At 70.9% G+C, this 22,599-nt stretch carries 24 protein-coding genes, 1 tRNA gene and 1 pseudogene; 10 read left to right on the forward strand and 16 right to left on the reverse strand.

Annotation, left to right across the window (positions count from 1 at the left end; all coding sequences use genetic code 11):
- Positions 1-110 precede the first annotated feature (110 nt).
- Positions 111-734, reverse strand: a complete 624-nt coding sequence (locus tag ACJTNH_RS13235) for a hypothetical protein (protein WP_458176373.1) — start codon at positions 732-734, stop codon at positions 111-113.
- Positions 735-1,068: 334 nt separating this feature from the next.
- On the opposite strand from ACJTNH_RS13235, the gene kdpF reads away from it, so the two are divergent.
- The 7 genes from kdpF (at position 1,069) to ACJTNH_RS13270 (ending at position 6,798) form a co-directional block, all read left to right on the forward strand.
- The gene (kdpF, locus tag ACJTNH_RS13240) at positions 1,069-1,149 is read left to right on the forward strand and encodes a K(+)-transporting ATPase subunit F (protein WP_366139772.1); all 81 of its coding nucleotides are present in this window, start codon (positions 1,069-1,071) and stop codon (positions 1,147-1,149) included.
- On the forward strand, positions 1,149-2,843 hold the full coding sequence (gene kdpA / locus ACJTNH_RS13245) for a potassium-transporting ATPase subunit KdpA (protein WP_458176375.1): 1,695 nt from the start codon (positions 1,149-1,151) through the stop codon (positions 2,841-2,843). Before kdpF ends, kdpA begins: the two co-directional genes overlap by 1 nt.
- Positions 2,844-2,904: 61 nt before the next feature.
- Positions 2,905-4,959, forward strand: coding sequence for a potassium-transporting ATPase subunit KdpB (gene kdpB, locus ACJTNH_RS13250; protein WP_458176377.1), 2,055 nt, complete (start codon positions 2,905-2,907; stop codon positions 4,957-4,959).
- Positions 4,959-5,570, forward strand: coding sequence for a potassium-transporting ATPase subunit KdpC (gene kdpC / locus ACJTNH_RS13255; protein WP_458176379.1), 612 nt, complete (start codon positions 4,959-4,961; stop codon positions 5,568-5,570). Before kdpB ends, kdpC begins: the two co-directional genes overlap by 1 nt.
- A 115-nt stretch (positions 5,571-5,685) precedes the next feature.
- A tRNA-Ala gene (locus ACJTNH_RS13260) sits at positions 5,686-5,758 on the forward strand.
- Positions 5,759-6,038: 280 nt separating this feature from the next.
- The gene (locus ACJTNH_RS13265) at positions 6,039-6,449 is read left to right on the forward strand and encodes a hypothetical protein (RefSeq protein ID WP_458176381.1); all 411 of its coding nucleotides are present in this window, start codon (positions 6,039-6,041) and stop codon (positions 6,447-6,449) included.
- Positions 6,442-6,798, forward strand: coding sequence for a helix-turn-helix domain-containing protein (locus tag ACJTNH_RS13270; protein ID WP_458176383.1), 357 nt, complete (start codon positions 6,442-6,444; stop codon positions 6,796-6,798). The genes ACJTNH_RS13265 and ACJTNH_RS13270 overlap by 8 nt, the downstream gene beginning before the upstream one ends.
- A gap of 177 nt (positions 6,799-6,975) precedes the next feature.
- Here ACJTNH_RS13270 and ACJTNH_RS13275 read toward each other — a convergent pair whose 3' ends face one another.
- Together ACJTNH_RS13275 and ACJTNH_RS13280 are read right to left on the reverse strand one after the other, a co-directional pair.
- Positions 6,976-8,175, reverse strand: coding sequence for a tyrosine-type recombinase/integrase (locus ACJTNH_RS13275; protein ID WP_458176385.1), 1,200 nt, complete (start codon positions 8,173-8,175; stop codon positions 6,976-6,978).
- Between the two features lie 82 nt (positions 8,176-8,257).
- A complete protein-coding gene (locus tag ACJTNH_RS13280) occupies positions 8,258-8,563 on the reverse strand; it encodes a helix-turn-helix domain-containing protein (RefSeq protein ID WP_458176387.1) in 306 nt (101 codons plus the stop codon).
- 661 nt (positions 8,564-9,224) lie between these two features.
- Here ACJTNH_RS13280 and ACJTNH_RS13285 point away from each other — a divergent pair.
- Entirely contained in the window at positions 9,225-9,485 is a 261-nt protein-coding gene (locus ACJTNH_RS13285; protein WP_458176389.1) for a hypothetical protein, read from the forward strand.
- Between the two features lie 11 nt (positions 9,486-9,496).
- On the opposite strand, the gene ACJTNH_RS13290 is transcribed toward ACJTNH_RS13285, so the two are convergent.
- From ACJTNH_RS13290 to ACJTNH_RS13345, 12 genes and pseudogenes are all read right to left on the reverse strand, one after another.
- On the reverse strand, positions 9,497-9,985 hold the full coding sequence (locus tag ACJTNH_RS13290; RefSeq protein ID WP_458176391.1) for a hypothetical protein: 489 nt from the start codon (positions 9,983-9,985) through the stop codon (positions 9,497-9,499).
- Between the two features lie 242 nt (positions 9,986-10,227).
- Positions 10,228-10,671, reverse strand: a complete 444-nt coding sequence (locus tag ACJTNH_RS13295) for a WhiB family transcriptional regulator (RefSeq protein ID WP_458176393.1) — start codon at positions 10,669-10,671, stop codon at positions 10,228-10,230.
- 67 nt (positions 10,672-10,738) lie between these two features.
- Positions 10,739-12,031 carry a cation:proton antiporter gene (locus ACJTNH_RS13300; protein ID WP_458176395.1) on the reverse strand — a complete coding sequence of 431 codons (1,293 nt, stop codon included), beginning with the start codon at positions 12,029-12,031 and terminating at the stop codon, positions 10,739-10,741.
- A gap of 7 nt (positions 12,032-12,038) precedes the next feature.
- Entirely contained in the window at positions 12,039-12,233 is a 195-nt protein-coding gene (locus tag ACJTNH_RS13305) for a hypothetical protein (protein WP_458176397.1), read from the reverse strand.
- A 30-nt stretch (positions 12,234-12,263) separates the two neighbouring features.
- On the reverse strand, positions 12,264-13,280 hold the full coding sequence (locus ACJTNH_RS13310) for a transketolase family protein (RefSeq protein ID WP_458176399.1): 1,017 nt from the start codon (positions 13,278-13,280) through the stop codon (positions 12,264-12,266).
- A gap of 44 nt (positions 13,281-13,324) precedes the next feature.
- A pseudogene (locus tag ACJTNH_RS13315) lies at positions 13,325-14,128 on the reverse strand (transketolase); the annotation flags it as partial.
- Positions 14,125-15,228, reverse strand: coding sequence for a transaldolase (gene tal / locus ACJTNH_RS13320; protein WP_458176401.1), 1,104 nt, complete (start codon positions 15,226-15,228; stop codon positions 14,125-14,127). The gene tal and the pseudogene ACJTNH_RS13315, both read right to left, overlap by 4 nt.
- Before the next feature lie 328 nt (positions 15,229-15,556).
- Entirely contained in the window at positions 15,557-15,721 is a 165-nt protein-coding gene (locus ACJTNH_RS13325) for a hypothetical protein (RefSeq protein ID WP_458176403.1), read from the reverse strand.
- Positions 15,722-15,872: 151 nt separating this feature from the next.
- A complete protein-coding gene (locus tag ACJTNH_RS13330) occupies positions 15,873-16,490 on the reverse strand; it encodes a hypothetical protein (RefSeq protein ID WP_458176405.1) in 618 nt (205 codons plus the stop codon).
- Between the two features lie 405 nt (positions 16,491-16,895).
- Positions 16,896-17,474, reverse strand: coding sequence for a hypothetical protein (locus ACJTNH_RS13335; protein WP_458176407.1), 579 nt, complete (start codon positions 17,472-17,474; stop codon positions 16,896-16,898).
- A 321-nt stretch (positions 17,475-17,795) separates the two neighbouring features.
- The gene (locus ACJTNH_RS13340; RefSeq protein WP_458176409.1) at positions 17,796-18,584 is read right to left on the reverse strand and encodes a membrane protein; all 789 of its coding nucleotides are present in this window, start codon (positions 18,582-18,584) and stop codon (positions 17,796-17,798) included.
- Positions 18,585-18,718: 134 nt separating this feature from the next.
- On the reverse strand, positions 18,719-19,480 hold the full coding sequence (locus tag ACJTNH_RS13345; protein ID WP_458176411.1) for a DUF2382 domain-containing protein: 762 nt from the start codon (positions 19,478-19,480) through the stop codon (positions 18,719-18,721).
- Positions 19,481-19,760: 280 nt separating this feature from the next.
- Here ACJTNH_RS13345 and ACJTNH_RS13350 point away from each other — a divergent pair, with 280 nt between their 5' ends.
- Both ACJTNH_RS13350 and ACJTNH_RS13355 read left to right on the forward strand, forming a co-directional pair.
- Positions 19,761-20,543 carry a TetR/AcrR family transcriptional regulator C-terminal domain-containing protein gene (locus tag ACJTNH_RS13350; protein ID WP_458176413.1) on the forward strand — a complete coding sequence of 261 codons (783 nt, stop codon included), beginning with the start codon at positions 19,761-19,763 and terminating at the stop codon, positions 20,541-20,543.
- A gap of 443 nt (positions 20,544-20,986) precedes the next feature.
- A complete protein-coding gene (locus ACJTNH_RS13355; RefSeq protein WP_458176415.1) occupies positions 20,987-21,337 on the forward strand; it encodes a YsnF/AvaK domain-containing protein in 351 nt (116 codons plus the stop codon).
- Positions 21,338-21,455: 118 nt separating this feature from the next.
- Here the strand turns inward: ACJTNH_RS13355 and ppk2 are convergent, their stop codons facing one another.
- Complete coding sequence (ppk2, locus tag ACJTNH_RS13360) at positions 21,456-22,580, reverse strand: polyphosphate kinase 2 (RefSeq protein ID WP_458176417.1); 1,125 nt, start codon at positions 22,578-22,580, stop codon at positions 21,456-21,458.
- Positions 22,581-22,599 lie beyond the last annotated feature (19 nt).

The raw sequence follows: 22,599 nt of genomic DNA on the forward strand, positions 1-22,599 counted from the left end.
GCAACTCGGTCCCCATCCCCAAGATGACCCCGCCGCCGACCTCACCCCGTGGGGTGCAAAAGACGCGACCGAGCCCCCCCAGGGGTCGCTGCGTCGGGGCGGTGTCGAGGTCAGCGCACATCAGCGTGGGGCGACCGGCGCGAGCGGACCAGCAGCCAGGCGACCACGACGGCGAACGCGACCGCCGGCACCCAGCCGGCGCCCGTGGCCACCTGCTCACCGAACGCCCGGGCCAGCAGCACGACGGTCGTCATCCAGGCCGCGCCGCTGACGACGACGACCGGGGCCACCAGCCGCAGCGGCAGCCCGGCGCCGCCGGCCACCCGGGGCATGAGCGTGCGGCTGACCGCCACCCAGTGCGCGGCGGCGAGCACCGTGCGACTGCGCCGGGGGCCCTGCACGGTCAGCCACCGTTCCGCCCGGCGCACCGCCGGCTCGACCCGGGCGCGCAGCCGGCCGCGGGGGAGCGGGATGCCGCGGCGGGCGGAGCCGAGCGACCAGCCGCGCAGCGCACCGCCGGCGCTCGCCGCCGCCGCGACGGCGATGGGCAGCGCCGGGTGCGTGCCGGAGGCCGCGGACCACAACCCGAGGGCGACGAGCATCGTCGAGCCGGGCAGCAGCACACCGGCGACGACACCGCTCTCCAAGCCCAGCACCACCGCGGCGACGCCGAGCACCAGCACCGCCGGCCACGAGCCGACCTGGTCGAGCAGCGCGGTCACCATGCCTTCCACGCCCCTCCTGACCGCGGCCGCCGCCCGAACTGATCGGTCGGGCTGACACGCGCTGCCCTCAGGGTGTCGGTCGGCGGTGCGCCGGCGCATCAGGGAGGTCCCGGATCCCGTCAGGAGTACGTCAAGGAGGCCGGCCGCCGGCGTCAAGGACCCGTCAAGAGCGGGTGCGGAGGCCCGGCGCGCTCCTAGCGTCGCCGCCCGGACGTGGACGACGACCGGTCGTCCACCCGGATGCGGATGAAGGTGCTCTCGACGTGACCGACGTGGTCTACGTGCTCCTGACGCTGGTGGTCTTCGGGCTGCTCGCGCTGGCGGTGCGGGGGGTGGAACGGCTGTGACCTGGGTCGCGTTGGCCGTGGCCGCCGGGCTGGTGCTCTACCTGCTCGGCAGCCTGCTGTTCCCGGAGCGGTTCTGATGAGCAGCACCGCAGCCGGCTGGCTGCAGGTGGCGCTGCTGGTGGTCGCGCTGGTCGCCGTCCACAAGCCGCTGGGCGACTGGATGGCCCACGCCTTCACCACCGCCCCCGAGGGGCCAAAGTCGCGACTTTGGCCCCTCGGGTACTGGCGGGTGGAGCGGCTGGTCTACCGGGCCGTCGGCGTGGACGCCGACACCGAGCAGCGGTGGCCGGTCTACCTGCGCAGCGTGCTGGCCTTCTCGCTGGTGTCGGTGCTCTTCCTCTACCTGCTCCAGCGCGTGCAGCGGTGGCTGCCGCTGGGCAACGGCATGGCCGCGGTCGAGCCGGGCTCGGCCTGGAACACCGCCGTCAGCTTCGTGACCAACACGAACTGGCAGGGCTACAGCGGCGAGTCGACGATGGGCCACCTGGTGCAGATGGCCGGGCTGGCGGTGCAGAACTTCGTCTCCGCCGGCGTCGGCATCGCGGTGGCGATCGCGCTGGTGCGCGGCTTCGCCCGCAGCGGCACCGACCGGCTGGGCAACTTCTGGGTCGACCTGACCCGCGCAGTCACCCGGGTGCTGCTGCCGCTGGCCGTGGTCGCCACCGTCGTCCTGGTGCTCGGTGGCGTGGTGCAGAACCTGTCCTCGGGCACCGACGCGACCACCCTGGCCGGCGCGACCCAGTTCCTGCCCGGTGGGCCGGTCGCCTCGCAGGAGGCGATCAAGGAGCTGGGCACCAACGGCGGCGGCTTCTACAACGCCAACTCGGCGCACCCCTTCGAGGGCCCGAGCGCCTGGGTCTCGCTGTTCCAGGTGTTCCTGCTGCTGGTCATCCCGTTCTCGCTGCCGCGCACCTTCGGTGCGATGGTCGGTGACCGCAAGCAGGGCCTCGCGATCGTCGGCGTGATGGCCGGCCTGGCCGCCGCGTCGCTGGCGTTCGCCAGCTGGGCGCAGGCCCGGGCCGGGGGAGCGGCGTTGCAGCTCGCGGGTGCCGCGACCGAGGGCCAGGAGGTCCGCTTCGGCGGTCCGCTGTCCGTGCTCTTCGGGACGGCGACGACGCTGACCTCGACCGGTGCGGTCAACTCGATGCACGACAGCTACACGCCCACCGGCGGCCTGCTGGTGCTGTTCAACATGATGCTCGGCGAGGTCGCGCCCGGCGGGGTCGGTTCCGGGCTCTACGGGATGCTCGTGCTCGCCGTCGTCGCGGTGTTCGTTGCTGGCCTGATGGTCGGGCGCACCCCGGAGTACCTGGGCAAGAAGCTCGGCCGCCGCGAGATGACGCTCGCCTCGCTCTACGTGCTGGTCACCCCGGTGCTCGTGCTCACCGGGACGGCGGTCGCGGTGGTCACCGACACCGGCCTGAGCTCGCTGCTCAACAGCGGCTCGCACGGGCTGAGCGAGGTGCTCTACGCCTTCACCTCGGCGTCGAACAACAACGGCTCGGCGTTCGCCGGGCTGAGCGCGAACACGCCCTTCTACAACACCGCGCTGGGCCTGGCGATGGCCTTCGGGCGCTTCCTGCCCATCGTGCTGGTGGTCGCGCTGGCCGGCCGGCTCGCGGCGCAGGGCAAGGCGCCGGTGACCGCCGGGACGCTGCCCACCCACCAGCCGCTGTTCGTCGGCCTGCTCGGCGCCGTCGTCCTGGTCGTCGCCGGCCTCACGTACTTCCCGGCCCTCGCGCTGGGCCCCCTCGCCGAGGCCCTCGCGTGACCGCCCCAACCCCAGGGCCGAAGTCGCGACTTTGGCCCCTCCTGTCGACAGAAGGACTGTCATGACCGCGGCGCTCGATCGTCGTCCCGTCTCTCCCGCACCCACCGAGCCACGTCCTCGCGCGTCGATCGAGTGGGGGCCGGCGCTGGCCGGCGCCGTCCGCAAGCTCGACCCGCGCGGCCTGGTGCGCCAGCCGGTGGTGTTCGTGGTGTGGGTCGGCTCGGTGTTCTCCACGGTGCTGGCGATCACCGACCCGTCGGTGTTCGGCTGGCTGATCGCCGGCTGGCTGTGGCTGACCGTGCTGTTCGCCAACGCCGCCGAGGCGGTGGCCGAGGGGCGGGGCAAGGCGCAGGCCGACACCCTGCGCAAGGCCCGGCAGACCACCGTCGCGTACCTGCTCGACGGCACCGAGGTGCCGGCCGCGGACCTGCGGCCGGGCATGCGGGTGGTCGTCGTCGCCGGGCAGGTGATCCCGGGGGACGGCGACGTCGTCGAGGGCATCGCCAGCGTCGACGAGTCGGCGATCACCGGTGAGTCCGCACCGGTGATCCGCGAGTCCGGCGGTGACCGCTCGGCGGTGACCGGCGGGACGACGGTGCTCAGCGACCGGATCGTCGTGGAGATCACCAGCGAGCCGGGGGAGACGTTCGTCGACCGGATGATCGCCCTGGTCGAGGGCGCCTCCCGGCAGCGGACGCCGAACGAGATCGCGCTGAACATCCTGCTCAGCTCGCTGACCATCGTGTTCCTCATCGTGGTCATCACGCTGCAGCCGCTGGCGATCTACTCCGGTGCGGAGCAGTCGCTGACCACGCTGATCGCGCTGGTGGTCTGCCTGATCCCGACCACGATCGGCGCCCTGCTGTCGGCGATCGGCATCGCCGGCATGGACCGGCTGGTGCAGCGCAACGTGCTGGCGATGAGCGGCCGCGCGGTCGAGGCCGCCGGTGACGTGAACACCCTGCTGCTGGACAAGACCGGCACGATCACCCTCGGCAACCGGCAGGCGTCGGAGTTCGTCGCCGTCGGCGGGTGCTCGGACGACGAGGTCGCCGACGCCGCGCAGCTGGCCTCGCTGGCCGACGAGACGCCGGAGGGGCGCAGCATCGTCGTCCTGGCGAAGGAGCGCTACGGCCTGCGCGGGCGGGACGACCTGCCGGGGGCTGCGTTCGTGCCGTTCACCGCGCAGACCCGGATGAGCGGGGTCGACCTGCCCGACGGCCGGCAGCTGCGCAAGGGCGCCGCGGGCGCGGTGCTGGCGTGGGTGCGGTCGCAGGACGGCCCGGTGCCGCCGGAGGTCGGGGACGTCGTCGACGGCATCTCCGCCGCCGGCGGGACGCCGTTGCTGCTGGCTGTCGCGTCGTCGGACGGCGCGCGGGTGCTCGGCGTCATCCACCTCAAGGACGTCGTCAAGGAGGGCATGGCCGAGCGCTTCGCGGAGCTGCGCCGGATGGGCATCCGCACGGTGATGATCACCGGTGACAACGAGCGGACCGCGCGGGCGATCGCCGCGGAGGCCGGGATCGACGACGTCCTGGCCGAGGCGACGCCGGAGGACAAGCTGGCGCTGATCCAGCGCGAGCAGTCCGGTGGCCGGCTGGTGGCGATGACCGGGGACGGGACGAACGACGCCCCGGCGCTGGCGCAGGCCGACGTCGGGGTGGCGATGAACACCGGGACGACCGCGGCCAAGGAGGCCGGGAACATGGTCGACCTGGACTCCGACCCGACGAAGCTGATCGAGATCGTGGAGATCGGCAAGCAGCTGCTCATCACCCGCGGGTCGCTGACCACGTTCTCCATCGCCAACGACCTGGCGAAGTACTTCGCCATCCTGCCGGCCATGTTCGCCGGGGTCTTCCCGGGGCTGGACGCGCTGAACGTGATGCGGCTGTCCTCGCCGGAGTCGGCGATCCTGTCGGCCGTCGTGTTCAACGCGCTGATCATCGTGGCGCTGGTGCCGCTGGCGCTGCGCGGCGTGAAGTACCGGCCGGCGTCCGCGTCGGCGATGTTGCGCCGCAACCTGCTGCTCTACGGCGTCGGCGGCGTGGTGCTGCCGTTCGTCGGGATCAAGCTCATCGACCTGCTGGTCTCTCTCATCCCCGGGATCGCGTGATGTCCGCTCTGCGTTCGGGCCGCCAGCTGGTGGCCGCCGTCCGTGCCCTGCTCGTCGCCACCGTGGTGCTCGGGCTGGCCTACCCGCTGCTGATGACGGGCGTCGCCCAGCTGATCGCGCCGGGCCGTGCCGACGGGTCGCTGGTGACGTCTCCCGACGGCACCGTCGTGGGGTCGTCGTTGATCGGGCAGTCGTTCACCGACTCCGACGTCGACCCGCTGCCCGAGTACTTCCAGACCCGGCCGTCGGCTTCGGACTACGACGGCGCGGCGTCGGGTGGGTCGAACCTGGGGCCGAACTCCGAGGAGCTGGTCGCCGCGGTGGGGGAGCGGCGGGCTGACGTGGCCGCCTTCAACGGGGTCGAGGCGTCGGAGGTGCCGGCCGACGCGGTGACGGCGTCGGGATCCGGGCTCGATCCGGACATCTCGCCGGAGTACGCGGCGCTGCAGGTGGCTCGCGTCGCCGAGGCGCGCGGGGTGCCGGTGGACGACGTCCAGGCGCTGGTGGACGAGCACACCGACGGGCGGGACCTCGGCTTCATCGGGGCGCCGCACGTGCGGGTGCTGGAGCTCAACCTGGCCCTCGACCAGCGCTTCGGCGCCGAGGGGTGACTACCGTCCTCCAGCGGTGGACACGCCGTGTACCGCTGGGGGACCCCCTCACCGAGACCTTCTCGGTGGCATGTAGAGTTCTCCACGGCTCGGACACACCAGACCGGGTCGGCAAGGGGCTGTGGCGCAGCTGGTAGCGCACCACACTGGCAGTGTGGGGGTCAGGGGTTCGAGTCCCCTCAGCTCCACCCCGATGACCAGGCCGTTCCTCCTCCGGAGGGGCGGCCTGAGTCGTGGTTGGTGCCAGCGTGGTGGCCACCGGTGCAGATGCGGTGCCGGGTCAGGCGGACAGCGCGTCCCACCCGGTCCGCCGTGCGCACCCGGCGCTCGGCCCGCCCACCTCGCGCGGGAGGGAACCCGGTCGTGGGGTGAGACGGCGGCCGTCATTAGCCGGCTTGTCGGCTGCGAGGGTCCAGGGCGCCCGCTGAGTATGCTGGAGTACTAGTACTCCTGTGTTATATTCATGTCGTGTTGATCGACTGGACCGGCGAATTCGATCGCTGGTACGACCAGTTGATCGAGCGCGCCGAAGGTGGTGATCGACGTTCGTTCGAGCAGCTCGCACTCGTCGACGCCGAGCTCGGCGTCCTGCAGGAACTCACAGCTGTACCGGATGCGGACACGCCGACGCTGCGACGGGTTCTCCAGTCGCGCCGCCACCAGGTCTGGCGGGTGGCCCACCCCTTCAGCCCTGGCACCGCGATCCGTTTGATCGTCTGGTTTCCGCCCGATCGCCCCGGGGAGGTCGTCTTGGTGCTGTTGGGCGCCGACAAGGCCCGCATGGGCGATGTGTTCTACGACAGCGTCGGGCCGCGGGCCGACGCCGCTACCGAGAGCTACCTGCTTCGCACCCGTACCGAAGGAGACAGGGATGAGTGAACGGGCCACGTTCGTCGGACCCGAACGCGCTGCGGAGAAGATGGCGCGGGCCCGTGCCATCCCCGGTGTGAAGGAGCGCTCCGCACAGGTCCGGGCCGAGATGGTCGAGACCGACCGAGTCCACGCAGCAGGTCTCGCAGAGATCCGGAAGGCCGCCGATCTGACGCAGGTCGCACTGGCTACGCAGATGGGCGTGGCCCAGACGGTCATCAGTCGCCTGGAGCGTCAGCACGACATGCTCCTATCCACGCTGACCCAGTATTTGACGGCCGCTGGCGACCATCCACGCATTGTCGTGACGGTGGACGGCCAAGACATCGAATTGGACTTGGCCAACCTTGTCGGGTGAGCGCGCGCTGCGCCAGGTCGCCGCGGGACCACAGGTCGAGAACTTGTCTACGAACGTCGAGCTGCCACCTCGCCCACTCGAGATGCTTGGTAAGCGCGTTTGATGCGCTCATCGGCAAGATGAAGCGTCGCCTCCATGCCAGGGTGGCAACCACCCGAGCACACGCAACGCTCCACGTCAGTCCCAGAGCGCCTGGCCCATGCGGTCCGCGGCGTCCCGGCCGAGGGCTGGCATGACGTGGCTGTAGGTGTCCGTCGTCGTGCGCATCTGTGCGTGGCCGAGCACCTCCATGACGACTCGAGGATGCACGCCCTCGGACAGCAGCAGGGTCGCCGCGGTGTGCCGCCCGTCGTGCAGTCGGACCTCGCGCACCCCCGCCTCCTGAAGGAGGGCTTTCCAAGCTCGCCAGTCCGACTTGCGTTCGACTGGCCGGCCGTTGGGCTGCCCGAAGACGAGGTCGTGGTCCTCCCACAACGAGCCGGCGGCGACTCGCTCCTCGAGTTGGGCCGCCCGGTGCGCCTTCAACGCCTGCACGAGTGGTGTGGGCAGCGCCAGATTGCGGCGGCTGCGGTCGGCCTTCGGTTCCTCGTAGATCAGGCCCCGCCCGCTAAGCCGGTGCAGTCCGCGTCGGACGCTCAGCGTGCCGTTGTCCAGGTCCACGTCGCTCCATCGCAGAGCGAGGGCTTCGGACTGGCGCAACCCGACGGCCAGCGCCACGGTCCACCGGGCCGCGTTGCGGTGGGTCAGCGCGGCGGCCATGACCTGCTTGACCTCCGCCGCGGTCAGCGGCAGGGCGGTTTCGGGTCGCCTGACCGCGGGCGGATCTACGAGGGTGGCGACGTTGCGCGCGACCTTCCCGCGCTGCGAGGCGATGCGCAGGGCGCGGGACAGAACCCGATGCGCGCGGAGGATCGAGGCCGGGCCCAGGCCCTTGTCGCTGAGCGCGGCATAGAGACGCTCCAGGTGCTCTGGCTGCAGCCGGTCCAGCCGGTGATGCCCGATGCCCGGGCGCAGGTGCAGCCGCACAGTGCTGCGGTAGCTCTCCAGAGTCCGCGCGCGGACCTTCCGCGCCGCGATGTTGTCCAGCCAGTGGTCCAGCCATTCACCGACCGTGGGTGCGCGGCCGGCCGCGTCCACCATCCCAGCGTCCCGCTTGGCCTCGAGGGCACGGACCTTGGACACCACGTCGGCGCGCTTGGCGGCGGAGACGTGGCGTCGGTCGCGCCGGCCGTTCTCCTTCTTCCCCATGGAGACGAAGCCGTGCCACCGGCCGTCCTCGTCCTGGTAGATGGAGGACTCACCGCTGGCACGCTTCCTCTGCTCCGACGTCCGTCGACGCCGCGGTTGCGTGCTGTCTGGTTCGTTGGCGTCCGTCATCGGTCGCTCCCTGCGTCGCTGGTTCAGACTCGGCGTCGAGTGTCGTGGTGCGCGCGGACCTCGGGTGCTGGGAATCCACAAGTCAGGCTCGTTCCACCGGGTCGGAGGTGAGCTCGAACAAGCCGCGCTGGTTCGTGCTGGTTCGCCGGCGTCGGCGCGGGGGAGCCGGAGCGCTCGGCGCGGGAGCCTCGAGCCGACGGACGTAGCGCTCGAGCTCGGCCCGGGGGAGGCGGCAACTCCTTCCGATGTGCACCGGGCGCAGCTCGCCGGCCTTCATGAGGGTGTAGATCGTGGTGCGGCCGACGCGGAGCAGCTCCGCGGCCTCCTCGGGGGTGAGCAGCAGCGGCTCGCTGGGCACCGGCTCCCGAGGTCGCTGCGCGTGGCCCATGTCGCCCTCCTCGTCGGCTGGCCTCGTGCGCCGGCTCTTGGCGCGGCAGCCCACCTGAAGAAGGCGCCATTTTCGGCCGATTGGTGACACTGCCGCGGCAATCTCCTGTATCTCTCCGGTTCTTCTCCTGTGGCCAGGGACTGCGGGCTCCGTGCGGCCGACAGGCCGGCCGCGTCAGCGGGACGGACCGGGGTGACGTAAGAGGACGCAGGTGACCGAGCGGTGTCACCCCGGAGGATGGTGGGACGTCACCCCGGTCGAGACCAGAGGATCGGGGCCTGCGCGGGCGCGGTCGGTTCGCCGTCGGCCGCCGATCTCCAGCCCGGTGGTCGAGCCTGCCGGCGCGACCGCGGTGGCCGGGGCAGCGGACACCTCCATACCAAGCGTCCCTAGGAGCTCGTGGAGCAGGTCTGCCTCCTTCACCCGGGCCGGTTACGGCGAGCGCGGAGCCGCTTCGAGGATTTAGACCGCGTGCAGGTCGTGCCCGCGCACCGGCGATCACGGGGCGCCTCGCACCGGCCGCTCCGCTCCTCGCCTGCGGCCGGCTTTGAGGGCGCGGCCGCGCAGGCGTCTGAACGGGACAGCAGCGCTGTAGCCCAGCTCGCTGTCCGGGCCGCGCCGCTCACCACGGTCGCCGGCCGAGCAGCCCTCTGCTGAGCTCGTGCTGCTGCCTCTCCATGCCGTCCGCCGAACCCGCAGCAAGATCACGAGCCGACACACCTGGTGCATCCAGGCCGAGCGAATCCGTTGTGACGAGAAGTGCGCCAGCATCGGGCGGCTCGTCGGGCGTGAACGCGCCGGGGTGACGTCGGTGGCGTCGACGACCCGGACGACGCCGGTGCGATCGCTCGGCGGTTCGGTGCACCGGCTCTCCGGGCATGCGCTCGGGCGCTGTCGTCTCCCGCTACCGGATGAGGATTGAAGTTTCCTGGCTCAGCGCACGTCCGGGGCGCCGGTCCGGCAGGCCCGCCGGCGATAGGCCTCCATCACGGGCTGCAGTGCCCGACTGAGGGCGGGCAGGTCGCGGTCGTAGACGCGGCCGTCGTCCAGCTGTCGGGTCAGCTCGCCCAGTAGCGTCGGCCAGTCCCGCCGGGTCGGCTCCAGGGGGACGCGGACCTGGACCCGCCGTTCGATCACCTGCACTGCGCTTCGGCCGGAGTTCGCCGCGCGGCTCTGCTCCCAGGCTCGGTGCCGGCAGGTGGCTGAGCACCACTTGGGGATCGGACCCCGGCCGCGCGGCGTGATCGGCCCAGCACACCATCCGCAATTCGTGGCGGCGGTGCGCTGTTCGCGCCCGCGCGCCGAAGCGCCGGCCTGATCCGCATCGGCGGGCTCGGTCGGCGTCGGGGCGACATGTTGCCGCCGCTGCTGCTCACGAACTCGGCGGCGGGCCCGGTGCTCGGGGGTTCCGCTGGTTCCCATGCCGCAAGTCTGCCGGCAGTCCCCCCGTAACTCGTCACCACGAGTTCGGCGACCCCGAAGTGCATGAGGTGTGTCGGATCGTGATCTTGATGAGGGGGAGGGGTCAGCGGGCCGGGAGAATGACGATCACCGGAACCACGGCAGGCGTGCTGGTCGGCATCGTCAGACGCCAGGAGCTGCCTTGCCGCGGGGATGGGATGGTGCATCGCGTCGAGGGAGGATCAGCAGTTGCGCCGGTAGACCTACCCCAGGCGTCGGCGCTGCCCTTCCGAAAGGCCGCCCCAGATTCCGAATCGCTCGTCGTTGAGCACGGCGTGCTCGAGACAGGGATCCCGTACAGGGCACCGACTGCAGACATCTTTCGCCGGACCGGTCGATTCCCCCTTCTCGGGGAAGAACAGGCCAGGATCGGTCTGGGCGCACAGCGCGTCGTCGCGCCAAGCGTCTGCGCCCGTGGGCGGCGGCAGCCCATCGTTCGGATAGCTCATGGAATCCAACGGACGGCCGTAGAACGGGGTCGGTCCGTCCTCCGCCTCGTGCTGTGAGTCACCCGCCAAAGCGGTACCTCCCGTCCAACTTCTGCGGGGTGCCTGCCGTGCTCTCGACGGGCGGGTGCTGCACCGGTAGTGCCCAGCAGGCAACCGACGCAACCTCTGGGGCCGGGGCGCACAGTCCCCGGCTGTCATCAGGGATCGGTGGACCAGCCCATGCTGCGGCCGCCGCCAGGATGAGTTCCGCCTGGAGGCATAGCGGTCATACGGGCGTGACGGGTGCCCGGCTCTCGTCACCGTGGAGGATGCGCGCGGCGTGTGCGCGGCGACGGTCCAGCCAGGTCATGACCGGGGTCGCGGTCACGCCGTGCAGGACGATGGAGGCGGCGACCACCAGCCCGACGGTGGCCCACAGGGTTCGGGCCTCCGGGAAGGCCGCCTCGCCGAGGGCGTAGCTGACGTAGTAAAGGGAACCGATGCCGCGGACGCCGAAGAAGGCGATGACGCCGCGCTCCCGGGGACCGGTCTCGCTGCTCTTGAGTCCGATCCACCCGGCGACGGGCCGGATGACGAGGAGGAAAAGCGCGACCAGGGCGGCCATGCGCCAGCTGACGTCGTCGAGGAGGCCGCGGCTGATCGCGCCGCCGAGCAGAACCAGCAGCACGATGGTCAGCAGTCGTTCTGACTGCTCCACATAGGTGTGCAGCACGCGGTGCCGGCCGTGCGACCGCTCGGCCGCGCGCAGGGTGCAGGCACACACGGAGACCGCGATAAAGCCGTAGCCCTCGACCGCCTCGGTCGCGCCGTAGGCCAGCAGGATGCTGGCCAGCGCGACGAACCCTTCCCCGCGCTCGGCCAGCCCGAGACGCTCGGCCGCCGAAGAGAAGAAGAGCCTCCGGAGCAGCCAGCCCACTGCGAGTCCGACGGTCACGCCGGCCGCGATCCGCCAGGCGACGTCGAGTGCCAGCCACTTCCCCAGCCAACCGGAGGGAGCCACGCCCACGGTCGCCATCGCGATGGCGGCGTAGGTGAAGGGGAACGCCAGACCGTCGTTCAGGCCGGCCTCGGAGGTCAGCGCGAACCGTGCTTCGTCCTCGCTCTCCTCGTCGTCCGTGGGCTCGGCGACCTGGACCTCGGTGGCCAGCACGGGATCGGTCGGCGCCAGCGCGGCGCCCAGCAGCAACGCCGCGGCGGCACCCAGGCCGAGCAGCCATCCGCCGAGGAGGGCGACGGCCGCGATGCACAGCGGCATCGTGATTGCCAGCAGTCGCCAGGTGACCATCCATCGGCGCCAACCCGGCGGTCGGTCCAGGGCCAGCCCGGCGCCCATCAACGAGACGATGACGCACAGCTCGGTCAGGTGGGTGGCGATCGTCCCGTGCTGGAGAGGATCGGGGGAGGGGAGTTCGTCGACCAGTCCGAAGACGAGGACGCCGAGCCCGAGGAAGACCATCGGCAGCGAGATCGGCGCCCGCTGAAGAAGCCGGGGGAGGAGCGCGGCGAGCAGAGCGCCCGCTCCGGCCGCAGCGTAGAGAAGGCTGGGTGCGTCGGGCACGAAGACCTCAGCGCTCCGCTCGTGCGAGGGAAGTTCTCGCCAGGTCCGGTTCAGGCTTGCGCTGCTCGGCGTCGTCGGAGGTCATCGAAACGTCGGCGATGGCCTTGCCGTCGAGCAGGAACGCCCGGTACCAGGCCAGCGCGTGGTGGTGGTTGCTGTCCACCAGGGTGCCGTCAACATCGAAGATGGCGGTGTCGGGCATGCGGATCTCCTCCGACCAGTGCGGTGTGGGTCAGCGGGAAGCGAGCTCGCGGACGGCCCGCACGATGGCGGCGGCGTCGATGCCCGCGGCGTGAAGCAGTTCGTCAGGCTTGCCCGACGTGGGCATCTCGGTGACCGCCAGCTTGATCACGGGCGCGGTCACCGACCGTTCGGCGAGCGCGGCGAGCACGGCGTCCCCCAGGCCGCCCTCTGGCCAGTGGTCCTCGACCGTCACCAATCCACGGGTCTCCTCCGCCGCCTTGATCAGGGCTTCGGCGTCGATCGGCTTGATGGAGTAGCAGTCCAGCACGCGGACCTGAACGCCTTCGGCGTCGAGGGTGTCCGCCGCCCGCTCGGCCTGGTCCACGGTGATGCCGGCGGCGACCACGGTGATCTGGTCGTCTCGCTCATACGTGCGGACCAGCCTGCTGCCGCCGATGCGGATGTCCTCGTCCGAGCTGGTGCGTACCGGGGTCTTGCCGCGCAGGGTGCGCAGGTAGCTGATCCCGGGGCGGTCCGCCATCGCCGCCACCAGGCGCACGGTCTGGTTGGCGTCCGAGGGGTGCAGCACCGTGCTGCCGTGTACGGCCCGGAACGCCGCGAGGTCCTCGAGGGCCATCTGCGACGGCCCGTCCTCGCCGATGGACACGCCTGCGTGCGAGCCGACCAGCCGCAGGTCGGCGCGGGAAATGGCGGCCATCCGGACGAAGTCGTAGCCGCGGGCGAAGAACGCCGCGAACGTGGAGGCGAAGGCGGTGTAGCCCCGCACCTGCATGCCGACCGCGGCGGCGACCAATTGCTGCTCGGCGATGAACATCTCGAAGTAGCGGTCGGGATGGGCTTGAGCGAACAGCTCGGCGTAGGTGCAGTTCGACACCTCGCCGTCCAGGGCCACGATGTCGCCGCGCTGCGCGCCGAGAGCGGCCAGCGATCGCCCGTACGCCTCTCGGGTGGCGATCTGCACGCCGATATCCCAGGAGGGCAGCTCCTGCCCGCCCGGCGGCTCGATCGGCGCGAGCCGATCGCCGGTGGGACGGGCGACGCGCACGTGAGATCGCGCGAGCCACCGAGCTCGGCGATCGCGGCGTCCGGGTCGTCGAGCGGCTTGCCGTGCTTGTCCGGCTGGTCCTCGACGACGGTGACGCCCCGGCCCTTGAGGGTTCGGGCGATCAGCACCGAGGGCCGGCCGGTGGTGCCGGCGGCCTCGGTGAGGGCGGCGTCGATGGCCTCGACGTCGTGGCCGTCGAGCACGATGGCGTGCCAGCCGAAGGCCCGGGCGCGGGCGGCGTAGGCCTCGAGGTTCCAGCCGAGCATCGTCTCGCGCGTCTGCCCGAGCCGGTTGACGTCGATGATGGCGGTGAGGTTGTCCAGGCCGGCGAAGCCGGCGTGGGCGAAGGCCTCCCACATCGAGCCCTCGGCCATTTCCGAGTCCCCGCACAGCACCCACACCCGGTAGGGCAGCCGGTCCAGCCGCTTGCCTGCCTCGGCGATGCCCACCGCGATCGGTAGGCCCTGTCCGAGGGAGCCGGTGGCCACGTCGGTCGGCGGGATCCGGGGGGTGGGGTGGCCCTCCAGCCGGCTGCCGAGTCGGCGGAAGGTCAGCAGCTCTTCGTCGGCGATCGCGCCGGCGGCCTTGAGCATCGCGTAGTACAGCGGTGAGGCATGGCCCTTGGAGAAGATCAGGTGGTCGTTGCGCGGGTCCTCGGGCCGGTCGTAGTCCAGGTGCAGGTGGCCGAGCAGCACGGCCATCAAGTCGGCGGCCGACATCGACGACGTGGGGTGCCCGGAGCCCCCGGCGGTGCTGCAACGGATGGAGTCCACCCGCAACTGCTGGCCCAGTTCGCGGTGGAACGCGGCGTTCTGCACCGGGGACTCTGCGCGCGGGGATCGGATCATTCCGGGATCAGCTCGTCCCGCTTGGCGGCGACGGTGGCGAACAACTGGTCGAAGGAGGCGACGAACTTCTCCACGCCGTCGCGTTCGAGCACGGCGGTGAGGTCGTCGTAGTCGATGCCTGCCTCGGCGAACCGCTCCAGCGTGCGGCGGGCGCCGTCGACGTCCCGCTCGAGGGTGTCGGCGACGGCGCCGTGGTCCAGGAACGCCTCCAGGGTGTCCCGGGGCATGGTGGTGACGGTGTCCGGGCCGATCAGCTGCTCGATGTAGAGCGTGTCCCGATAGGCGGGGTTCTTCACGCCGGTCGAGGCCCACAGGCAGCGCTGCGGGATGGCTCCGGCTGCGGCGAGGTCGTCCCAGACCGCGCCGGTGAACAGCTGCAGGTAGGTCTGGTAGGCCAGCTTGGCGTTCGCGATCCCGAGGGTGCCCTTGAGGTCGTCGTGGTCCTCGACCGCATCGAGCCAGCGGTCGGCCTCGGTGTCCACGCGAGAGACGAAGAACGATGCGACCGAGGCCACCGCGCGCAGGTCGCCGCCGCTGCTCTGCAGCCGGCGCAGCCCGCGGATGTATGCCTGCGCCGCGGCACGGTGGCGCTGCAGGGAGAACAGCAGAGTGACGTTGACCGGGATGCCTGCGGCGATGGTCTCCTCGATCGCCGGTATACCGGCCTCGGTGCCGGGGATCTTGATGAACAGGTTCGGTCGGTCGATCATCGCGTGCAGCCGCGCCGCCTCCGCGACGGTGGCGTCGGTGTCGTGCGCCAGGTGCGGATCGACCTCCAGCGACACCCATCCGTCGCGAGTGGCGTCCCCGCGGCCGTGGACCTCGGCGAGCACGTCGCAGGCGTTCTGGATGTCGGTGCGGGCCAGGGCCAGGAAGACGTCCTTGGGATCGTCCTCGGTGGCCAGGACGTCGCGGAACTGGTCGTCGTAGGCGTCGCCCTCGCCGATGGCTGCGGCGAAGATCGTCGGGTTGGAGGTGACCCCGCGCACGCCGTCCTTCACCAGGCCGGCGAGGTCCCCGTCCTGGACGAAGCGGCGGGACAGGAAGTCCAGCCACGGGCTCTGGCCGTGCTCGGTCAGCTGCTGGAGCGGAGTGGTCACGAACGCCTCCTAAGGTTGGCCCGGCCGATGCCGCGAGGGCCGTCCGGGAGGACGACTGCGGTGTCGGCCGGCATGTACAGGTGATTGCCGAGGCGGTCTCTCCCCGGTCGGCCGGTGTGCCGATGGCGGACGAGCCGGTACACCACGGGCGTCCCGTCGCAGATCAGATCGACCTGGTCGAGCAGGCGACCGGAATCAACGCTCCACTCCCGGCCGTGCGCCGGGCCGCAGTAGGCACGGGCGCAGGCGCGGTCGCTGCCGGGCGGCCGGCCCGGACACGGGGGCACGGTGTCCGGGCCAGCCGGCAGGCTGAGCGTCGTCACGAGGATCAGGCGTTGTCGGTCTTGATCGGCTGGTCGTCCCGCTGGGCGTCCTCGTCGGTGGTCAGCGTGACGCCGCCGGCGTCGTCGGCCGGTTCGACTGCACCGTCGTCGGAGGGCAGACCCGAGACGTCGACGTCTCGATCAGCGGGGGAGGGTGTCGGAGAGGTCATCACCGGGGCTCCTGGTTCGTCGGGATTGGCTGTTGGTCCACGCTCGGTTCCTGGCCGCGGCGGTGGACATGGCACGCGTCGGGCTGGATTGCGGGATCGCGCGGGGTGGGCTGTAGGGCTGAACAAGCCCACGGGTCAGGCGGTCACCCGCTCACGCGTCGAAGCCGGCGCGGTCGATCTTTCGGTGGTAACGCTCACCGAGCTTGCCGCCAAGGATGGCTCCCACCAACGTGACGACCAGGGCGGCGACCAGCGCGATGATTCCGGCGGTGGTAGCGGTGTTCCCGTCGATCGGGATGCTGGGCAGGTTCAGCTGGCCGAGGACGTTGTACTCCGAGCCGAGCACCGCACCCGCGATCGCGAGCGCTACGGTCGCCAGCAGCCCGAGAACCCAGACCGCGACGCCCTGCTTGATCCCGTCGAAGCGGGCCATCCGGCCGGCGACGTAGCCGCCGGCCAGGTAGGCCAGGAAGAGGACGACGAGCAGCGTGATGCCGCCGACGAGGCCGATCGTGTCGGCCTGCGCGGTGGCCTGATCGGCGGCTGCTTCCGGGTTGGAGACCTGCGTGAGCCCGAAGGCCACACCGGCGGCTGACAGCAGGGCCAAGAGCAGCACGGCAAGGCCGTTGGCGGACAGCCAGCCGAAGAACGCGGCTCCCCACTTCAGGCCCCCGTGCCGCTCGTGCTGGGCATCGACGGCGTCGCGGGCGGCACCCTTGGTGGCATGCGCGCCGGCGTCGGTGCTGGCGCGTGGATCGTTAGCGGTCACGATTCTCCTTGAGGGAAGCGGCAGGCCCGGGAGGTGCCGGTAGTGACGGCCAGATGCCGGTAGAAGCCGGTCCGTTCAGGGCCTGTGGTGAGACGACTGCACCGCGGCGGCTGTTTCCACGCGCGTGGGGTCGTCTGGTCTCAATGCCCTCGTGCTTACGAGGTAAACCGAGACTCGGCGCTCTCTGGCTGAGCGCCCTTGCGAACGGCGCCCTGGCCCGTGGCTCACAGCCGGTGGAGGCAGCTCGCATCGCTCGCCCGTCGAGCACGAGGAATGTCGCGGCTGCGTCCGTCGCCGCGTGTGCGCGGCTGGGGGGAGCAGCGGCGTGGTCGCCTGGATCGGTGCTCGGACGCGCTGCGCTCGAGCTCGGTCGCCGCGCCAGGATCCGGCGCGGCGACCGAGGCCTCAACTGCTCAGGGCGACCGTGTTCTTGGCGGCCTCGACGTGATGGCCCTGCGCGTCCAGCTGTGCGGCCGCTGCCGTGTCGGTGACGCCGACCTGCGCGGCGAACCCCGCGGCATGCGGAACGAGGGTGCCCTGCAGGTCGATGACGTCGCCCGCCTCCACCTGGTACGGCGATTCGCCGCCGCCGGTGAGCTGGACCCAGATCCGCTCGCTGTCCGACGTCCCCACCCAGAAGCCCTCGTCAGCGGGGACCTCGAGCACCTGGACGGCGGTGCCCTGGACGTCCTGGCCGGTCACTCCACTCAGCGCACTCGCCGGGTCGGCCTGCGTGGTGAGGGGGAGCACTGACGTCGTCCCGGCGGTGAGGGTGCCGGCCTGCCCAGCGCCGGCCTGACCGGCCCCCGTGCCGGCGGTCGGGCTCGCGGAGCCCGTCGTGCTCGGACTCGGGTCGGTCGGGCTGCTGCTCGTTGAGCTTGGCGAGCTGTCGGAGGTCGAACGGCCGGCGGCCGAGGCGTCGTCATCGTCGTCTCCGCCGCACTGGCTGAGCAGTAGGGAGCCCAGAACGATCGCGGCCAGCAAGAGCAGGAGCGGCAGAGGTCACGCCGGGCGACGCTTCCGCTCGGACGCGCCGACGGGAGTCGCGCCGACCTGGCGGCGGGGGTGGGGATCGGGAGTGGTCATGACTTCCTCGAGTTCAGCGGCGCGCCTCGTCGGGACGGCACGCAGGGTGGAGGTGCCGCGCTCCGAAGGCGCGACGCACCGTGACTCAGGGGTCACGGAGACATGGAAGCGGTCCTCGTTCGGCCGAGGTATCGCGGCGCTCGACAGCCGAGCGCGGGACCGAGACGCAGAACGGCGGACGTCTCGCCGACGTCCGCCGTCCTGGTTCTGGCTGGCTGCTCAGCGCTCGGAAGCGCCACCCCGTCCGTTGGACGGCAGCTGCTGGGTGTCGCCGGCGCCCCCGGCGTACTGGCGGGCCTCCGAGCGGACAGCGTCGATCGGATCGGTGCCCCGCGCCTCGGCCGCAGCGCGCGGCGCCTCGGACTCGACCTTGGCCAGGGCGCTCTCCCATCGCTGACGCATGGGCGCGATGCCACCGCCACCGACCGCAACGACGACGACGCCGACCACGGTGGCCAGAGATGCGTAGAGCACAGCGTTGACCACGTTCTGCGCGATCTGCAGCTGGTTCAGGGCGGCGATCACGCCGAGGGCGAGGATCACGACGGAGGCGGCGTTGGCCAGCACCGCACCGTAGGACAGCCCGCCCAGCGTGCCCTGCAGGAGAAGCTTCACGCCGGCCGCCACCGCCGAGGCGATGACCAGGATGAGGATGGCAACGAAGAGCTTGGGCAGGTAACCGATGACCGCGCCGAGGTAGTCGCTGATCGGATTGGGTCCGAAGACGCCGAACGCGGTCGAGAGCACGAACAGCATCACCGCGTAGAAGACGATCTTGGCGAGGATGTCGGACGCGTCGTACTTCGACTTGGCCAGCGCCTTCTTGACCCCGCCGCGCTCGACGGCCTGGTCGAAGCCCACCCGCTCGAGCAGCTTGTTGATCACCCGCTGCAGCACCTTGGCGATGATGAAGCCGATGATCAGGATGACGAGGAATGCCAACAGCTTGGGGAGGAACTGGATCAGCTGGTCGAGCAGATCGCGGAACGATTGACTGATGTCGTTCATGGGTCCTTCTGGGGTAGGGCGCTCCGCAACCTGCGACGCGCGGGAGATGACTCAGATGCAGCTGCTCGAGTGCGCAGTCGCTAGGTGCCCGTGCCCCGCTCTGCCCCCGGAGCGGGGCACGAGCCAGCCCGAGGTCAGCGGCGGGGGTCGACCCCGTCGGTGTCGAGCTCGATCTGCTCCTTGCGCACCTGCTCGCTCACCTGCACCTGCTCGGTGACCGTCTCGGTGTCCAGCCGCACGCGCTCCACCGGCACCGCCTCCTTCTGGACGACCGGGCGCTCGGCGTGCAGGACGACCTCGTGCTCCTCCTCGGAGATCGCCGGCCCGTCCAGGGCGTTGCCGATGTTGGCGTCGGTGATCGGCTCACGCTCGATCCGGACCTCCTCGCGGCTGACCGGCACCGTCTGGGTCACGTTCTCCGTCACCACGCGCTTGCGCAGCCGGACCCGCCCGGCCTCGACCCGCTGGGTGCCGACTCGCAGCTGCTCCTCGGACCGGGTCATCGCCGCGTCGGTCGCCGGCCCGGAGGTGTCGCGACCGACGACATCGTTCGCCTGCAGCTGCGTGCCGGCGTCGCTGTCGGCGTAGCCCACGCCGTAGTACCGGTAGAGCTCGGCCTCTTCCTCGGGCGAGAGGTGACCGTCGGCGTCGACACCGGGCGCGTCCTTGACCTTGGCCTTGGTGTACGGGAAGCGGACCCGGTCGCCGTCCACGGAGGCCTGGGCCAGCGGCACGAAGGACTCCTTCGTGCCGAACAGGCCGGTGTTGACCGTGGCCCACTCGGGGCGTCCGGTCTCGTCGTCGAGGTAGACCTCGCCGATGCGGCCCAGCTTGTCGCCATTGTTGTCGACGGCGGTGCTGCCGATGAGCTGGTCGATCTGCTGCTCGGTGATCATGGGACTCCTCTGACGTGGGGACGGTGACGCCGCGTGCGGGCTGTTCCGCTGTCGTGGCTTGGGCTCAATGCCCTCCTGCTTACGCGATAAACCAGCCGTGCTTACGCGATAAACAAAGGCCCGTGGAAGCGCTCGATCCCCAGCGCTCGCCCGCGTCATTCCTGCTGTGCCTCACGTTTCGGCCGAGGGGGTTCCGGGCCATCACACGTCGCGGGACGCCGGACCAGCGCCCGGCATGCGGCGCCGATGTCCAACCAGCGGCATCGCGGGAGGAGCACTCATGGACAGCAGGAGCGAGCAGATCGACCCCGACTCACCAGAGGCTCGGGGAGGAGCAGCCGGCACCATCCCGGCCGGGCCGCCGGCGACAGGTCGGGTGGCGCTGGATCGCCGGCTGGTGCTCGGGGCGGCCATCGAGTTCATCGACGAGCACGGGTTCGAGGCGTTGACCATGCGCCGCCTCGGCGCACGCCTCGGCGTGGAGGGCATGGCTCTCTACCGGCACGTGCACGGGCGGAACGACCTCCTCGATGGAGTCGTGGAAACGGTCGTCGACGAGTTGTACGGGGATCCGGACGTGCACCTTGCTGCCGAGCACGGCTGGCAGGACTACCTCATCCGGCTGGCGCACGGCCTGCGCCGCATCGCGCTGGCACATCCCGCCGTCTTCCCCCTGCTCGCCACCCGTCCGCCCGCGGCACCGTGGGTGCGACCGCCGCTGCGCAGCCTGCGGTGGGTCGAGTCGTTCCTGGAGGCGTTCAACACCAGCGGCTTCACCGAGGAGGCGACCGTCGTTGCCTACCGTGCCTACACCAGCTTCCTGCTGGGACACCTGATGCTCGAAGTAGCTCAGCGCGGCGTGCCGATCAGTCCGCTCGACGAAGCCGAGCCTCAGACGGCAGCGTCAGTGGACCTCGACGAGTTCCCCCACCTCCAGCGGATGCAGCCGCTGCTGTCCCAGGACGAGTCGGCGGCCGAGTTCGAAGAATCCCTCGAGAACCTGCTGAACCGGTTGGAGCGGATCCTGTCTGAGTCGCGGCCCGGGCGCGGCCGCAGAGGTTGAAGACAACGGACCGCATTCGGTGGCCGACCACGGCGGCGGGCCGACGCCAGGGTCGAGACGTGCGCGCTTGCACGTCAGCTGCGCTTCGGTCGAGGCAGTGGTCGGGCACCGGCATTGCGGTGACAGGAATGTGCCCCGCCGCAGCGAAAACGGGCAGCTTCTTCTTGTGTGGAGGCGGAGCGCCTTGGGAAGAAGTCTGTTTACATCGTCAACACCGACGATGATCGCGACGAGCCGGAGGCAAAGGAGCGTCGCGGAAATCCGGCCGGAAAGCCCCGACCGGCGACCCGCGCGGTGGCCGCGACGGGCGCTCGCTGCTCCCTGTCGGCACGTCCCGCGAGACCGACTTCCCACACGTCGCACGACACCGAGAAGGGCTTGCCATGGCAGAGCGAGAGCACCAGTTGGCCGAAGCAAACGAGAGGGAGTCTGCCTCGACGCACGTGGACGTCGTGGTGTCGGAGGAACGGCTCCGCGTCTCGACCCTCGCCGAACCTGTCGAGCGGGTGATCATCGGCAAGCGCGTGGTCACCGAGACGCGCACGCTGACCGTCGAGGTTCGCCGGGAGGAGCTGTACACCGAGCGACTGGCGGCGGACGGCGGGAGCGCCGCGGACGGCCGGTCGCAGGACGAGATCGTGCTCGTGCTGCACGAGGAGGTCCCGGACGTCGTCCTCACGGTTGTGCCGACCGAGCGGGTGCATCTGTCTCGGGTGCAGCTCACCGAGGAGGTTCCGATCACCGGAGCCGTGCGGCGCGAGCGCGTGGAGGTCGATCGGACGGACCAGCCGTAGCGGACCGCGACGCCAGCACGGCAAACGACCGGTCCGGTGGCAGCCGGGCCCGGTGACCCCGTCCGAGACTCGAGGACGGGGTCACCGGGGAGGGGAATTCCGGCCCGCGGCCCACCGCCTATGGCGTGGGGAACAGCCGCCCGGCGTCCTCGCCGATCTCGAACATCTGCGCCGCCGGACCGACGCCCACGATCTGCGGGTCGACGGGGCCGATCACGTCGAGATCCTTGCCCTCGTAGGGCAGGGCGGTCAGGACATGGCGCATGGCCTCGATCCGGGCGCGCTTCTTGTCGTTGCTGCGCAGGACTGTCCAGGGGGCGTCGGCGGTGTCGGTGTAGAAGAACATCGCCTCCTTGGCCTCGGTGTAGGCGTCCCACTTGTCAAGGGACTCGAGGTCGGTGGGGGAGAGCTTCCACCGGCGCACCGGGTCCACGCTGCGCATGGCGAAACGGGTCCGCTGCTCGGCCTGTGACACGGAGAACCACATCTTGAGCAGCAAGATGCCACTGCGCGTCCACATCCGTTCGAGCTCCGGCGTCTCGCGCATGAACTCCAAGTACTCCTTGGGTGTGCAGTAGCCCATGACGCGTTCGACGCCGGCGCGGTTGTACCAGGACCGGTCGAACAACACGATCTCTCCGCCGGCCGGCAACTGACGCACGTACCGCTGGAAGTACCACTCCGATCGCTCGCGCTCGCTCGGCTTGTCCAGCGCGACGACTCGGGCGCCACGCGGGTTGAGGTTCTCGGTGAAGCGCTTGATCGTGCCGCCCTTTCCGGCGGCGTCCCGGCCCTCGAACACCAGCACGACCTTCTGCCCGGTGGCCTTTACCCAGTTCTGCATCTTGAGCAGCTCGATCTGCAGGTCCCGCTTGAGCGCGTCGTACTCCTTGCGCGACATTTTCCGGTCATAGGGGTAGCCCTGCTTCCATGTCTGGGTCGGATCGGGAGCGTCCGCGTTGGTCAGCGCGGCGGCCAGCCGCTCGTCGGCGGACATGGCCTCCTCGGGGTCCTCCTCGTCCAATGTGGCGGCGGTCGGCGACTGACGCACATCGCCGTCGGCGGCCGCGGAGGTGGTGGGCTCCTGCTCGGGGTCCTGCGGCCGGGCCTCGTCTGCGGCGTTGTCGGTCATCAGGGTCTGCTGTCGCTTGGAGGTGCGGGCCGGGCGTCGACGCCCCGTCCGGGTTCCGGACAGGACTTTCGGGGCGGTCGGCGCCTCGGGCGCGGAGGACTCGGCGGTCATGGCCGGCTGCATACCCATC

It is taken from the genome of Modestobacter lacusdianchii, assembly GCF_054177765.1.